Raw genomic sequence first — 14,478 nt, 5'->3', positions numbered from 1 at the left:
CGTCTGAATTATGTTGACCAGTCCACCTGCGCGTTCAGCTCAGGGCTACAGGTCCAAAGCCCTTAAGATCTTCTCCACATCGAATGTTTCGATAGACGGAAAGTACGTCTGATAAGCCTGTCGCTGGAGTTTAGTGGCGTAAGTACGATGAAAAAAATACCGCCCGTATTTGATCACGTAATTGAGGATGAAAAATCGGTAGGCTTCGGGCAGAAAACGAATCTCATTTTCGGTAAGCGGAAAAACCTTGTGGTACTCTTTCAGAAAAAGCAGAAACCGGTCTTCCATCATGGGACCGATCACGTAGCTGAACACCGTTCGGTCACCTGCATTGGAAACAACGCGACTGAAAAAGTAGAAATCCATGACCCGGTAACTAATCCTGAACCAGTCATAATCCCAGCGGGAGTATAATTCCAGATTATCGGTCACGGAAAAGTTACCGATGTTCCAGTCCACAAAAACCGGCATCGTTTCTACCGTTTTTGCCACGAGTTTCTGACGATTGGTCAGGAACAGATCACACTGACGTTTCAATTCATTGATGTGCATCCGGTGCTCAAACTGCCCCACTTCCGTATCCAGCAAGTCCACTAAATCCCAGATGTCGGAGCGTAACGTTTTGCTGGATTTCGGCAACACAGGGCTCACCCGCGAGCAGGCTTTATGAAACCGGGCAACTTGCCCACCCAGCATCTGAATATGGTGCTCCTCCAACCGGCGGGGCAATTTCAGCAGAATCCGGATAGGGTTATAAAACACAACCCATGCATCAATAAATGCATCCCGATGCCGGTACGTAAACACCTGGCCATCGCGCATGAAGGACTTCGCCAGCACATTTTCAAACGGATAGAGCAGATTATTGGCCAGGGCATGAATGATGCGATGGTCTTCCTGGAAATGCTCATAATTTCCGAAGTAAGAAAGCTTGGCAATAATGTGCTCCCCATCATCAAATCGTACTTTGAAGACATGGTTTGTTGAAACACGGGCACTGATGTCTTCGATAGATGTGACTGGTACTGAACCATCAAACTCAGCCCAGGCTTTTTTTATAATCGTTGCGTAGTCGACAAGACGCATAATTTTTAGTCATTTATCGTCATCGTGGTCACTCATTCTAAAACAACGAATGACCACGATAACTACCAATGACCACAAATGACTTTTTATATTATCTCAAAATATCGTTTCAATTCCCAGTCACTCACTTGCCGGAGGTACTGCCGCCATTCCCAATCGCGGGTACGGGTGAAATGGTCAACAAATTCGGTGCCGAAGAGTTCAGCCGCTACGGGCGAATTGGCCATGGCCCGGGTAGCTTCGTCCAGGTTTGTGGGCAAAATACCATTCCGCTTGTCGGCATAACCATTTCCTTCGGAAGCCGGAATATCGAGCGACAGTTGATGCCGAATACCGTACAATCCCGATGCCAGTGAAGCAGCTATAGCCAGATAAGGATTCGTGTCAGCTCCCGACACCCGGTGTTCAACGCGGGTATATGCCTCGTTATGATTCAATATCCGCAGAGCGGTGGTGCGGTTATCTACCGACCAGGTAATGGTTGTAGGTGCCCACGCCCCTTCTACCAGGCGTTTGTAGCTGTTGATGGTTGGGGCAAACATGGGGGTGATGTGTGGCAGGCAGTACAACTGCCCGGCAATATACTGCCGCATCAATTCGCTCATCCTGTCGGCTTTGGATGCATCGAAAAACAGGTTTTTCGTCTGCTCCTTATTCCAGAGGCTCTGGTGAATATGGCCACTACAGCCGGGCAAAGCAGCGTTCCACTTGGCCATGAATGTAGCTACTACGCCATGCCGATAAGCAATTTCTTTCACCCCGGTTTTAAATAAAGCTGCTTTATCGGCGGCCCGGATAACCTCGTCATGCATGATAGCGGCTTCGTAAACGCCGGGCCCGGTTTCCGTGTGCAATCCTTCCAGCGGCACATCAAACTGAGCTAATAAATCAAACAGGTCGTGATAGAAAGCACTTTCGAGGGAGGGGCGTAGAATGGAATACCCGAACATACCGGGTGTCAGGGGTTCCAGATGCTGAAAATTTTTCTGTTGCAGACTATTCGGCGTTTCCCGAAAGTTGAACCACTCGAACTCCTGAGCAAATTCGGCATGAAAGCCCATATCCTGGCTTTGTGCCGCTATGCGTTTGAGCAGCGAACGAGGGCAGGCAGCTACGGTCGTTTTCCCTTTGGGAGCACTAAAGTCGGCCAGAAAAAAAGGCATGTTATCTTCCCAGGGCAGTTGCCGAAACGTGGCAATATCAATGCGTACAGCCGCATCGGGGTAACCCGAATGCCAGCCCGTCGTCTGCCCATTATCGTAAGGTGTATCCGATGAGTCCCAGCCCCAGACAACATCGCAAAAACCAAAACCATCCGTCAGGCCATCCAGGAACTTCTGACGATGAATTATTTTACCACGCAGTACTCCATCAATGTCGGTAAAGGCATATTTAATTTTAGGACTATCGCACTGGTTGATGAAGTCAATGATGTCTTGCTGGTTCATAACAGTTTTGGCTGACACATAACAGCCGCAATATGTTACGTCTGTTGGCAGAAACCAAACGACGAACATTGTCTTTCGGCTAAATTCCACAGTTTGCCCATTTACTCCCAACGTTTATAGCGTTCGCCTGTGCATGCTGAGTCGAATTTTACCAAAAACGCAGGGCTGGCATCATGACCATCTAATCCATATATTTGACCATCAAACGCTGATACGCATGATTATTGACTGGAAAAGGGCCATCCTGATTACAGCTATTGCACCAACCATACTCTGTGCCATCAGATACGAAATTGCTCTATCGACGGGAAATGCATTTAACAAGACCTCTACTGATGCCCTGATTACGGCAATTGCCGGTGCAAACGTGGGTAGTATTCACCCTGATAAAGACCGAGAACCTAAAAATTCAATGGAACTCAAAATTGGTAACACAACTTTCAATCAGCAGGCGTTAAGAAACCTCTTCCGGCTTATCTTCTTTACCGGTATCTACGTTGGTATTGCGCTTGACGAAGATGGGAAGAGCACGTTATCGTTTTCACTGTTTGTTCCACTCATGTTCATTCTCCCGAAACGCATCCGGCGTATAAAAGACAAAATTCAGCACGAACATATTGTAGCAGATAAATCATGAACCCCAACCGACGCAAAATTTTCACTACCGCCCTCAGCTTACTGCTTGGCATTACGGCTGGCTACGCTTTTCTGCTGGTTTTCTTCGGTGGTACGGGCGCATCAGGAAACACGCTCATCGTCATTGGTATTTTCTTCGCCGTAATGCTCGTTGCGATTGCGCTGTTACTATGGCGAAAAATCAAATCACCCAAAAACTAATTCCTGCCTCCTACCCTTCGCGGCATCGCCATTGACGACGAACTCATTGCGCTCGATGTGATCAAGGCCCATACCGGTAAGGTGCCATTTCTGGAGCTAAAGCGTGCGTTAGTCAACGCTATCGACGCCCTTACCTACCTGAAAACCGAACCTATTGACCTGGTTTTTCTGGATATTGATGGGCCCGATATTACCGCGCTGGATTGTTTACTGAAACCTATCGCCTTTGAGCGGTTTATGCAGGCCGTTAATAAAGCCTGCGAACGACTCTCCGGCGATTCCAGGAAATCTCCCTACGTTTTCGTAAAATATGGTCACGATTAGGTTCGGATTAATATCGAAGTACAGTACGTAGAGTAGGAGGGTAATTACCTGACGTTTCAGGAAACGGGCAGGAAAACCCTCATCTGCATGACGATTAGCGAAGCCTTTGATATGCTCCCTGTCGACCGATTCATGCTGGTACACAAGTCCTACGTCACTTCGGTCGACCGTATTGAAAAAAAATAAGCGTCACCAACTTACCGTTGGTAACGCTCAAATCCCGATTAGCAGCAGCTACCGTAACGACCTGCCGGAGCGGATCAAATAATGACAGTCGGCTGGCTCGGCACCTTTATAGCTGGAACTACATTATCCAGATTGAAGTGCAGCCCTCGGTTGTCGCGTCGGGCCATAGCTGCCTTAATGACCAGATAAGCCACCTCAATCATATTACGCAGTTCACAAATCCGTACGGATACTTTCGATTGCTTATAGAGTTCTTCGTGTTCGATATACAGCAGTTCGAGCCGGTCCATAGCCCGTTTCAGGCGTCGGTTCGAGCGGACGATACCCACGTAGTTGGACATGATCGCTTCGAGTTCCCGCTGAATTTCGGTCACGAGAATCAACTCTTCGGGATGAGTTGTACCGGCATCATTCCAGGCCGGAATGTCGGCGGGCATGATTGCTTTATCGTAGTTCTCAGCGGTTTTCAGGTAAGCACGGTGGCCAAATACCACTGCTTCGAGCAAGGAGTTACTGGCTAATCGGTTTGCACCGTGCAAACCCGTACAGGCGCATTCGCCGACGGCATATAAAAAGTTGATGTTCGTTTGCCCAAACTCGTTGACCCGAATGCCTCCGCACATGTAATGCTGAGCCGGTACAACAGGGATAAAATCTTTTCTCAAATCCAGCCCGTAATGGTCGGCGCAGTAAGCGGTGATATTCGGAAAATGCTCCACGAAGCGTTCGTAATCGACGTGCGTTACGTCGATGAATACGTGCGGGTCGCCGGACTTCTTCATTTCTGAGTCGATAGCGCGGGCCACAATGTCGCGGGGGGCCAAAGACAGTCGGTCATCATAGTTCTCCATGAATGTTTCCCCCTTCATGTTGCGCAAAATACCGCCAAAGCCGCGTACCGCTTCAGAAATCAGGAAGTTTGGCTTTTTGTCGGGTTCGTACAGTGCGGTAGGGTGAAACTGAATGAACTCCATGTCCTTACAAATACCTTTGGCGCGGTAGGCCATTGCAATGCCATCGCCGGTAGCTATGCTGGGGTTCGTTGTGTTCTGATACACGTTGCCAATCCCCCCGGTGGCCAGCAATGTCGTTTTAGCGAGGAACTTCTCGACTTGTCCCGTTTGGGTATTCAACACGTAGGCTCCAAAACAGTCGTTGTCATTGTCATAGCGATGTACCGTTTCGCCCAGTTGGTGACGGGTTATGAGTTCGACGGCATAGAAGTGGGTGAAAATCTCGATACTCCCCATAGACCGAGCTTTGTCGAGCAGGGCGCGTTCTATCTCCGCCCCTGTAATATCTTTGAAGTGCAGGATTCGGAAGTCGGAGTGTCCCCCTTCCTTTGCCAGGTCATAGTCGGTACTATCGTGCTCCTTATCAAACCGGGTACCGTAATCAATCAATTCCTGGATGCGTTCCGGGCCTTCATTGACCACAATTTCTACGATGTGCCGGTCGCTCAAGAAATCGCCAGCCACCATGGTATCGTCGATGTGTTTTTCAAACGAATCATCCTCCGACCACACGGCGGCAATGCCTCCCTGCGCGTATTTGGTGTTTGTTTCATCGGCCTGCACTTTAGTAATGACACCGATTTTTATATCCTGCTGTAATTCCTCAAAGTGTATAGCCAGTTTGGTGGCGTAACTCAGGCCCGCGATGCCGGAGCCAATAACTAAAAAATCGAATTGATGGGGCATTGATGTTTTTATTTAGCAAGTCTAATGCGTAACTGTTCATTAGTCAGGACGGAGAAATTATTGATAAGTTCCTCATGCCTGTTTCCAATAACAGAAGAAATTCGCTTTGCCTTTTCGAGACTGTCTACATTGAACAATCTGACCAGAAGATTACCGCAATGTGGCATTCGAAGCCGATGGACAAGTTCACCAAAATCTTTATCTTCAGTTAATAACACCGCTTCTCGGTCAACTGCTATTTGTAAAACCTGAGGGTCCGAGATACTGGAAAATGACTCTGCTATCGCGAGAACGAGGTGACCCTCCTCACGCAAACGCTTGACGACAGCGAAATCGAAATTCTCGTCAGCAACAAAGCCGAATTTATCCGGCCTGGGCATACACAACTTCGTTTCTTACCGTGTCCGATGCAAAAAGGAAGCAGGCATGAATGGCCATTTCAGTAACTCTGGGATATGCTTCCAGCACCTGTTCCATCGTTTCCCCATTTCCCAGCTTTTCCAGAATTAAGTCTACGGGAACACGCGTTCCTTTTATCACTGGTTTTCCAAACAGTATGCTTGGGTCAGATGAAATATAGTCCCTCCAGTTCATGTCTATTCCGTTTACTTGCTCAATTCCAGCATTCGCGCTACGGATTCATACGCTTTCACACGCACAGCCTCCGGCACCAGAATTTCGGGTTGCTCGTACAGCATACAATTGTACAACTTTTCGAGCGTATTCATTTTCATGTAAGGGCATTCCGAACAGGCGCAGGTATTGTTTGCCGTAGCCGGGGCCGGAATGAGTTTCTTGTGCGGAGCAGCCAGCTTCATCTTGTGCAAAATACCCGCTTCCGTGCCGATAATCAGCGTTTGTTCGGGGCTGTCTACCACATATTTGAGTAGTGCCGTGGTTGACCCTACAAAATCGGCCTGACTCAAAATATGTTCCTGACATTCGGGGTGAGCAATGAATTTAGCTTCGGGGTATTCAGCCCGGAGTTTGGCTAATTTTTCTGATGAAATGTCGATATGCACAATGCAGGCACCTTCCCATAATACCATATCACGGCCCGTTTTTTTGGCCACGAAACGACCCAGATTAGCATCCGGTGCGAAGATAATCTTCTGGTCTTTCGGTAAGCTTTCGACAATCTTCAGCGCATTGGACGACGTGACAATAATGTCGGACAGTGCTTTTATATCGGCCGAGCAATTGATGTATGACAATACGATATGGTCGGGGTACTGCGCTTTGAATTCGGCAAATTTATCGGCCGGGGCGGAGTCAGCCAGGGAGCAACCTGCATTGAGATCGGGAATGACGACTTTCTTATTCGGCGACAACACTTTAGCGGTTTCGCCCATGAAATGTACTCCACAGAACACAATCATATCAGCGGGTGTAGCAGCAGCCTGCTGACTAAGCCCGAGACTGTCGCCAACGTAATCAGCTAAATCCTGAATGGCTTCATCCACATAGTAGTGCGCCAGAATCACGGCATTCTTCTCTTTTCTGAGCCGATTAATCTCGGCTATCAAATCAATATCCTCGGCTACGGCTTTATTAACGTAGCCCACGCGTTGAACTTCTTCCAGGAGTGCTTCCATTGGTTGTATATCAGGTGGTCTGTATAAGTGTATAACACGGGAAAACGAAAAACGTCACGTCTAATGATGATTCTACCTATCTGTGGAAGTTCATCGAATTCGTAAGAACGGCGTTCATACTTAGCGACGGGCCACGCTGGGCGTATCCACTGTAACGACGGGCCGGGCATATCCACGCCGGGCTAATTTCAGGAAATGGTTTGTGCTTTCAAAAAATGCTCCGTAATTAGTTAGTTCTGGAGCCAAACGTTTTTTGCATGACCGATGAATTTCTTCAACTACGCATCGTTCGTATTAGTCCCGAAACTAAATCGCCAGGCCAGTCTGCGGTAAAAAGCTATTTTCTCGAACCGATAAACGGTCAGCCTGTTTCGTATCAGGCCGGGCAATTTCTGACCTTGATTCTTAGGCATAATGGGCACGAGGTTCGCCGGTCATACTCCCTTAGTTCGGCTCCCGGAGAACCGCTGCGCCTGACCATCAAGCGCGTTCAAAACGGAGAGATTTCGCGGTTTTTAGTGGATACCCTGCAAGTAGGTGATGTACTGACGACTTTGCATCCTGCCGGGCGATTTACGCTGGATGATAAACAATCAGGAAACATTATATTGCTGGGGGCAGGTAGTGGTATAACGCCCCTATTCTCTTTGTTGAAGCAGATTTTATGGACGAATACAAATCAGCACGTAACGCTTCTGTACAGTAACTCAACGCAGGAAAGTATTATTTTCCAATCGGAATTAGATGACCTCCAACGCCAGTTCTCCAACCGTTTCAAACTCTTATATTTACTGAGTAACCCACCCGATTATTGGACCGGACTACGGGGCCGCTTGAACAACGTACTGCTTGAGCAATTACTACCCGAACTAGTTGGTGCATCGACACCCGAAACGCTGCGTTTCTATATCTGCGGCCCGTCCGATTATATGCGAATGGTTCAGTTTTCACTGGTATTCAGTGGTTTCCGGCGGGAACAAATTCGGCAGGAAAATTTCGTGATAAACCCGGTAACAGCGACACCCCCACCTATTTTAGCACAAGACCGGACGGTTTTAATTCACTTTCGGGGTCAGGAGGTTGAGATACAGGTTCCGGCCTACAAATCAATTTTACAGGCTGCGCTGGATGAGGGTATCCACTTACCGTATAGCTGCCGGGGCGGGCGTTGCTCTACCTGCATTGCCCGATGCCTGTCGGGTAGCGTTTACATGACCATAAACGATGTCCTGACCGAGCATGACCTGGCCGATGGCTGGGTGCTCACCTGTACGGGATACCCAGAAAGTCACGACGTTGTTATTGAGCTTTGAATAGATCTAAAATCGCTACACGGCCAATAGTAGCTAAATTCCAACCACAGATGATTGCCTAACAAAATGGACAATAACACATTACGCAAAATAGCGCAGCAACATCGCCAGCCACATGGCGAACACGGCATTGAAGTGGCAGAGCGAATGAATGTAAGTAATGAGTTAATGAATCGCTGGGCCATTGAAGAACTTACCATCCAGCCTAATGATCGGATTCTTGAAATAGGCCCGGGTAATGGTCTCTTTGTGCCCAGTATTATTAACTCGGCAACATCCGTTACGTATACAGGATACGACCATGCCGAACTAATGGTCAATCAGGCTAGACACTTGAATTCGCTATTGGTGGAAACTGGTCAGGCGCGGTTTGTTCTACGGGATGGCCCAACAATGCCTTTCGCCGACAATTCATTTTCCAGGGCGTTTGCCGTCAACGTAATTTATTTCTGGGAGAATCCGATTACTGAACTGGCGGAACTACACCGTGTACTGGATTCATCAGGTATTTTAGAACTCGTTTTTCGCCCTAGATCAATCATGGTGAACATTCCACATGTAGCGTATGGCTTTCAAACTTTCGAATCAGAAGACGTACACAAGCTATTGGAAGCCAATCACTTTGAGGTAATGAGTACATCCACAAAAGATGAGCCTCCACAACAAATCAATGGGCAAATGCTGTCTCTAGTCACGGTTTTAGTTACTAGCAGACCTGTGTAAGTTGTTCAATCTGATTATTACACCTTCGTTTTCAAAAAGGCAATCACCACATCCAGTCCTTTCTGGTAATGATTATTGTTGGGGATAACAATATCGGCCTCAGCTCGATAAGGCTTGATAAACTGCCTGTACGTCGGCTTTACGTGGTATTTCCAGCGATACATCACATCGTCGAGGTCGTAGCCCCGCTCTTCGGCATCCCGTTTAACGCGCCGTTCCAGCTTGATACTGTTTTTGGCATCGATGAAGATTTTTAAATCCATCTGGTCGGCCAGTTCGCGGAAGTGAAAAACGAATATGCCCTCCACCACAATGATTGGTGCCGGATTAAACGTCAGAATCCGGGGAATGATAGCCGGATTGTTGAATGTGTACTCTTTCTGCGTAATTATCTGCCCATCGCGCAACTGACCAATATGTTGAGCATACAGATGGTGGTCAATGGTTTCAGGTAAGTCGAAGTTGTGAATTCCCTGATCATCAACCGGAATTATGTCACGACTGAGGTAATAATTATCCTGTGAAATCAGACAAATCTGGTCTTCGGAGAACGCGCTTAGTACGCCTTTCAAAAATGACGTTTTGCCCGAGGCACTGCCGCCGGTAATGCCCACTATGAACGGTTTGGGAGTCATATGTATCGTACTGGATGAAGCAAGAATAAATAGTAAATCAACTGGTAAGGGCAACAAAAAAGCGGTTCACTTATTTCTAAGTGAATCGCTTTTTTCTGGAACAACTGTTACGCCTACATTACAACCGATTCGGCAAGCACCAGTACCCGGTTCTGAAGTACTTCCACTACGCCACCATCAACAGTAAATGTCTGCTGACCGGCAGACGATTGTACAATCATTTGCCCTTTTGCCAGTGTACTTACCAGAGGGGCATGGTCATTCAAGACCTGAAATTGCCCATCGATTCCCGGAAATGTAACGGCACTGGCTTCTCCAGAAAAAACCTTACGATCAGGCGTTATAATATCTACTGTCATGCTATTTAATGATGGATTATGACTGATAAATTAGATTACACATCTGTTTCTGCGTGTCAGCTCATTTATTAGTCATCATTTATAATTTCTACAAAGCTCCCTTAACAAAATTGAGGACGCTGCCGAGCTGATTTTTTACGGCCGGTTCAGCGGCTTTGGCAACCATACCACCTTGATCGAGTTTACCAACACTACTCATTGCCGTCGATATCAGTGACTGCCCTGTTGAAGCACCACCACCCAATACAGACATGGCCCCGCTCAGGCCCGACAGGCTACTCGTTAACTGGCTACCTTTACCAATCAGTGACCCTGCCGACATCAGCCCGGCGATTTTATTACCTCCCGACGCGAGTTTGGCTAAACCAACGGCTTTCCCTAAAACGCCACTGCTCATTCCACCGCCCATAATAAGCGGTAACAGTGCCTTTAACTTTCCAGCCTGTGCCAGCAGTTTATCCTTAAAGGAGGTTGGTTGCTGAGTTGCCTGTGTTTCCAGAGCGGCAATACCCGTTTTAAGTTCCTGGGCCGACGCTACTTTATCCCCTTTATCGAGCGCCGAAACGGCCTGATCGAGGTGGCTGTTCGTCGTATCCGCAGTTGTCATAGCCGAAGTACTACTGGCTGAATCAGTAGCGGCTCCAGCCACCGTAGTTTTTTCCGGAACCGACGGAATTGTCGGCGTTGTAAACTGCGCAAAAACGCTGGTAGTCATCAAACAGACGAACAAACTAGCTACTCCTAACCTACATCGAGTCGTATTCATAAGCGCAACTGGTTTATATGTGAACTGATGAGAGTCGATGAAGGAGAAGTTGACTTGATTCGATGTTTATGGTTGTAAAAATGCTCTACAAGCCATAAACATCGAATCAGGAACCCGGATTTACTGACCAGCTTCTTTCATCAGTCTTTCACCTTTGGCAATGGCATCTTCAATGGTGCCAACCAGGTTAAAAGCCGCTTCGGGCAGGTGGTCATATTTTCCGTCAATGATTTGATTGAATCCTTTGATGGTATCTTCGATGGGAACCAGAACGCCTTTCAGACCCGTAAACTGTTCAGCCACAAAGAAGGGTTGCGACAGGAAACGCTGCACCCGACGGGCACGGCTTACCACCAGTTTATCTTCTTCCGAAAGTTCTTCCAGACCCAGAATAGCGATGATATCCTGAAGTTCTTTATAGCGCTGGAGAATCTCCTTTACGCGTTGAGCCGTGTTGTAGTGTTCGTCACCCAGTACTTCGGCGCTTAGAATCCGCGAAGTCGAATCGAGCGGGTCAACAGCAGGATAGATACCTAACTCAGCAATTTTACGACTCAATACGGTCGTAGCATCCAGGTGAGCAAAGGTTGTAGCCGGAGCCGGGTCAGTCAAGTCATCGGCAGGCACGTAAACGGCCTGTACCGACGTGATAGAACCCCGTTTGGTCGAGGTAATCCGCTCCTGCATGATACCCATTTCGGTAGCCAGCGTAGGCTGGTATCCTACCGCCGATGGCATCCGGCCCAACAGAGCAGATACTTCAGAACCGGCCTGCGTGAAACGGAAAATATTATCGACGAAGAAAAGAATGTCGCGACCAGCACCTTCATCATCGCCATCGCGGAAGTGCTCGGCAATGGTTAGACCCGACAGGGCTACGCGGGCACGTGCTCCCGGCGGTTCGTTCATCTGACCAAATACGAACGTAGCCTGGCTTTTTTTCATTTCCTCCATATCTACTTTGGACAAATCCCAGCCACCCTCTTCCATGGAGTGCTTGAACGCATCCCCGTATTTGATAATGCCCGCTTCGATCATTTCGCGCAGCAGGTCATTTCCTTCACGGGTACGCTCACCAACCCCGGCAAAAACCGATAGACCAGCGTATGCTTTGGCAATGTTGTTAATCAACTCCTGAATCAATACAGTTTTGCCCACACCGGCACCACCGAAAAGACCAATTTTACCACCTTTGGCGTAAGGCTCCAGCAGGTCAATCACTTTGATACCTGTAAAGAGAACCTCTGTGGAGGTAGCAAGATCTTCGAATCGGGGAGCAGCCCGGTGAATAGGCAGGCCGACACCCGTCGATTTTGGTTGAGGAATACCATCAATGGCTTCGCCCACCACGTTAAATAAACGACCCCGGATTTCTTCGCCTGCGGGCATGGTGATCTGGTGACCCAAATCAATAACATCCAGGCCACGATACAGCCCGTCGGTAGAATCCATCGCGATGGCGCGAACACGGTCTTCACCCAGATGCTGCTGGACTTCCAGAATAACATCCTGACCAGTAGATTTGGTCACTTTAAGAGCGTCCAGAATGGCTGGAATCCGCGTGCCTTCGCCCTCGAAACTAACGTCTACAACCGGCCCGATTATTTGCGTAATCTTACCCGTATTGACTGTTTTTGCCGTAATCATTTGTATGTGGTATTGCTTTATGGAAAATTTGCCCGTTGTTTGGGACTGCAAAAGTAGGAGAAAAACAGCGTAAGGACAAGGTACTTCCTACTCATTTTCTACCTGATTCAGAACCGAATGGGTTTAGCAGTAAGGTTTTTAGATAAAAAACTGAACAAAAGCAACCCTGACCGGATTTGTACAAAAACAAGTCGGCCGTTTCGTGAAGAAATTCACGCTATTCACTGGTATAGACCGACAAATGTCTTACTGATCTTTCATGCTACAACAACGTTCGAGTGGCTTATTGCTTCACATTACGTCATTACCATCCGCTCATGGCGTGGGTGACCTAGGTCCTGAAGCCTACCGGTTTGCGGACTTCCTGGAAACATCGGGACAAACGTACTGGCAAATCCTGCCGCTTACCCCGGTCGACCCCGGTGCTGGTTTCTCCCCCTACAGCAGTCCATCAGCCTTTGCCGGAAACATACTGATGATCAGCCTGGAAGTTCTGGCAGATGAAAACTGGCTGAGTGTCGATGACTTGGCGGTATTTAACGAGCAGCCTGTCCAAAACGTGGCCGTATCTGAAATGGCCGCCATATCCGGCGGTACAGCGCAGGAAATAACGGCCGGGCCACTTCCTCAGGCACCCAACATAATGCAGGTGGCCTGGACAAAGAAACGGCCACTTTTACAAAAAGCAGCCAAAGCATTTTTGAGTAATGCGGACTCTGCCCAACGCAGTGATTATGACCGATTTTGTGGCTGGCAGGCTAACTGGCTCAATGATTATTCCCTTTTTACGGCTTTTCAGGAAGAAACGGGCGAGCCAAACTGGGTTCATTGGCCGGAAGACCTACGTCGGCGCAACCCGGACGCGCTCGCCCGGCACACGGAACGACTTCATGACCGTATTGAGACACTGAAAGCAGAACAGTACTTCTTTTTTCGGCAATGGAACGCGCTTATGGCTTATTGCTTCGGTAAGAAAATTCACCTGATTGGCGATATTCCCATCTATGTTCAGTTTAACAGTGCCGACGTGTGGGCTAATCCAACACTGTTTAAACTGGACGAAGAATTTCAGCCTCTCTTTGTGGCCGGTGCGCCCCCGGATTATTTCAGTGAGTATGGGCAGCGGTGGGGGAACCCGATTTACGACTGGTTTGAGCACGAACGTACTGGCTTTGCCTGGTGGATGAGTCGGCTTCGGCACCAGATGTCGCTATATAGCCTGACCCGTTTGGACCATTTTCTGGGGTTTGTAGTCTACTGGGAAATTCCCGTTAATGAGCCAACGGCTAAAGTGGGCACGTGGGTTAAAGCCCCTATTGAAGCATTCATGCACGCTATGCACCGGCAGTTTGTACAGCTCCCAGTCATTGCCGAAGATTTAGGCGAAAAAGCGGCTGACATACAACCTTATCTACGCCATTATGGACTACCGGGCATGCGGGTAGCACAGTTTGGTTTTGGTCAGGATATGCCAACCTCTACCCATGCGGTCCATAATCACTCCGAAAACGTTGCGGTTTATTCGGGTACTCACGACAATAACACGACCCTGGGTTGGTTCCGAGAACTGGACGATATGCACCGTCGGCACCTCAACGATTATCTGGGTATCGACATAACGGAGAAGAATATAGTCGATCAGATTTGCCGGTTAACCATGCAATCCGTAGCGCGATTAGCTATTCTGCCCATTCAGGATGTACTTAACCTGGACGAAACGCACCGGATGAATACACCGGGCGCGGGTGGCCGTAGCTGGCAGTGGCGGCTGGACCCGAATCAACTGACGGATGAAGTTGTAACGAAACTTTTAAAGCTGACCAGAATGACGGGACGAGGGTAGGCACTAACGGACCGTG

General features: G+C 48.3%; 18 protein-coding genes. 7 read left to right on the top strand and 11 right to left on the bottom strand.

Annotated elements, in window-relative coordinates; all coding sequences use genetic code 11:
- Positions 1 to 45: 45 nt before the first annotated feature.
- Together B157_RS0116765 and B157_RS0116760 are read right to left on the bottom strand one after the other, a co-directional pair.
- Entirely contained in the window at positions 46 to 1,086 is a 1,041-nt protein-coding gene (locus B157_RS0116765; RefSeq protein ID WP_020604466.1) for an aminoglycoside phosphotransferase/kinase family protein, read from the bottom strand.
- Positions 1,087 to 1,172: 86 nt separating this feature from the next.
- Complete coding sequence (locus tag B157_RS0116760; protein ID WP_020604465.1) at positions 1,173 to 2,534, bottom strand: glutamine synthetase family protein; 1,362 nt, start codon at positions 2,532 to 2,534, stop codon at positions 1,173 to 1,175.
- Positions 2,535 to 2,751: 217 nt separating this feature from the next.
- On the opposite strand from B157_RS0116760, the gene B157_RS0116755 reads away from it, so the two are divergent.
- The 4 genes from B157_RS0116755 (at position 2,752) to B157_RS40275 (ending at position 3,881) form a co-directional block, all read left to right on the top strand.
- Positions 2,752 to 3,171 carry a hypothetical protein gene (locus tag B157_RS0116755; RefSeq protein ID WP_020604464.1) on the top strand — a complete coding sequence of 140 codons (420 nt, stop codon included), beginning with the start codon at positions 2,752 to 2,754 and terminating at the stop codon, positions 3,169 to 3,171.
- Positions 3,168 to 3,371: an LPXTG cell wall anchor domain-containing protein gene (locus tag B157_RS0116750; protein WP_020604463.1), complete on the top strand. Its 204-nt coding sequence runs from the start codon at positions 3,168 to 3,170 to the stop codon at positions 3,369 to 3,371. Before B157_RS0116755 ends, B157_RS0116750 begins: the two co-directional genes overlap by 4 nt.
- Positions 3,372 to 3,428: 57 nt before the next feature.
- On the top strand, positions 3,429 to 3,695 hold the full coding sequence (locus tag B157_RS39775) for a response regulator (RefSeq protein ID WP_020604462.1): 267 nt from the start codon (positions 3,429 to 3,431) through the stop codon (positions 3,693 to 3,695).
- Between the two features lie 87 nt (positions 3,696 to 3,782).
- Entirely contained in the window at positions 3,783 to 3,881 is a 99-nt protein-coding gene (locus B157_RS40275; protein WP_020604461.1) for a hypothetical protein, read from the top strand.
- Between the two features lie 74 nt (positions 3,882 to 3,955).
- On the opposite strand, the gene nadB is transcribed toward B157_RS40275, so the two are convergent.
- The 5 genes from nadB to B157_RS40100 all read right to left on the bottom strand — a co-directional run bounded on the left by nadB (position 3,956) and on the right by B157_RS40100 (position 7,422).
- Positions 3,956 to 5,581 carry an L-aspartate oxidase gene (gene nadB, locus B157_RS0116740; RefSeq protein WP_020604460.1) on the bottom strand — a complete coding sequence of 542 codons (1,626 nt, stop codon included), beginning with the start codon at positions 5,579 to 5,581 and terminating at the stop codon, positions 3,956 to 3,958.
- Positions 5,582 to 5,589: 8 nt separating this feature from the next.
- A complete protein-coding gene (locus B157_RS0116735) occupies positions 5,590 to 5,961 on the bottom strand; it encodes a DUF5615 family PIN-like protein (protein WP_020604459.1) in 372 nt (123 codons plus the stop codon).
- Positions 5,945 to 6,175 carry a DUF433 domain-containing protein gene (locus B157_RS0116730; protein ID WP_020604458.1) on the bottom strand — a complete coding sequence of 77 codons (231 nt, stop codon included), beginning with the start codon at positions 6,173 to 6,175 and terminating at the stop codon, positions 5,945 to 5,947. Before B157_RS0116730 ends, B157_RS0116735 begins: the two co-directional genes overlap by 17 nt.
- Positions 6,176 to 6,186: 11 nt before the next feature.
- Positions 6,187 to 7,176 carry a quinolinate synthase NadA gene (gene nadA / locus B157_RS0116725; protein ID WP_020604457.1) on the bottom strand — a complete coding sequence of 330 codons (990 nt, stop codon included), beginning with the start codon at positions 7,174 to 7,176 and terminating at the stop codon, positions 6,187 to 6,189.
- Between the two features lie 120 nt (positions 7,177 to 7,296).
- Positions 7,297 to 7,422: a hypothetical protein gene (locus B157_RS40100; protein ID WP_281168475.1), complete on the bottom strand. Its 126-nt coding sequence runs from the start codon at positions 7,420 to 7,422 to the stop codon at positions 7,297 to 7,299.
- 11 nt (positions 7,423 to 7,433) lie between these two features.
- On the opposite strand from B157_RS40100, the gene B157_RS0116720 reads away from it, so the two are divergent.
- Positions 7,434 to 8,489 carry a ferredoxin--NADP reductase gene (locus B157_RS0116720; RefSeq protein ID WP_020604456.1) on the top strand — a complete coding sequence of 352 codons (1,056 nt, stop codon included), beginning with the start codon at positions 7,434 to 7,436 and terminating at the stop codon, positions 8,487 to 8,489.
- Positions 8,490 to 8,555: 66 nt separating this feature from the next.
- Positions 8,556 to 9,212, top strand: coding sequence for a class I SAM-dependent methyltransferase (locus B157_RS0116715; RefSeq protein WP_020604455.1), 657 nt, complete (start codon positions 8,556 to 8,558; stop codon positions 9,210 to 9,212).
- A gap of 17 nt (positions 9,213 to 9,229) precedes the next feature.
- Here B157_RS0116715 and udk read toward each other — a convergent pair whose 3' ends face one another.
- The 4 genes from udk to atpD all read right to left on the bottom strand — a co-directional run bounded on the left by udk (position 9,230) and on the right by atpD (position 12,619).
- The gene (gene udk / locus B157_RS0116710) at positions 9,230 to 9,847 is read right to left on the bottom strand and encodes a uridine kinase (protein WP_020604454.1); all 618 of its coding nucleotides are present in this window, start codon (positions 9,845 to 9,847) and stop codon (positions 9,230 to 9,232) included.
- 113 nt (positions 9,848 to 9,960) lie between these two features.
- Positions 9,961 to 10,206 (bottom strand): ATP synthase F1 subunit epsilon, encoded by a 246-nt coding sequence (gene atpC, locus B157_RS0116705; RefSeq protein ID WP_020604453.1) that lies wholly within the window; start codon positions 10,204 to 10,206, stop codon positions 9,961 to 9,963.
- A gap of 88 nt (positions 10,207 to 10,294) precedes the next feature.
- Positions 10,295 to 10,972 (bottom strand): hypothetical protein, encoded by a 678-nt coding sequence (locus B157_RS0116700; RefSeq protein ID WP_157618467.1) that lies wholly within the window; start codon positions 10,970 to 10,972, stop codon positions 10,295 to 10,297.
- Between the two features lie 120 nt (positions 10,973 to 11,092).
- The gene (gene atpD / locus B157_RS0116695) at positions 11,093 to 12,619 is read right to left on the bottom strand and encodes a F0F1 ATP synthase subunit beta (protein WP_020604451.1); all 1,527 of its coding nucleotides are present in this window, start codon (positions 12,617 to 12,619) and stop codon (positions 11,093 to 11,095) included.
- A gap of 259 nt (positions 12,620 to 12,878) precedes the next feature.
- Here atpD and malQ point away from each other — a divergent pair, with 259 nt between their 5' ends.
- Positions 12,879 to 14,462, top strand: coding sequence for a 4-alpha-glucanotransferase (malQ, locus tag B157_RS0116690; protein WP_026308753.1), 1,584 nt, complete (start codon positions 12,879 to 12,881; stop codon positions 14,460 to 14,462).
- The last annotated feature ends 16 nt before the right edge of the window (positions 14,463 to 14,478 follow it).

This window comes from Spirosoma spitsbergense DSM 19989 (genome assembly GCF_000374085.1).
In the GTDB taxonomy this organism is placed as follows: Bacteria; Bacteroidota; Bacteroidia; order Cytophagales; family Spirosomataceae; genus Spirosoma; species Spirosoma spitsbergense.
This window is presented reverse-complemented; position numbering and strand designations above follow the sequence as displayed.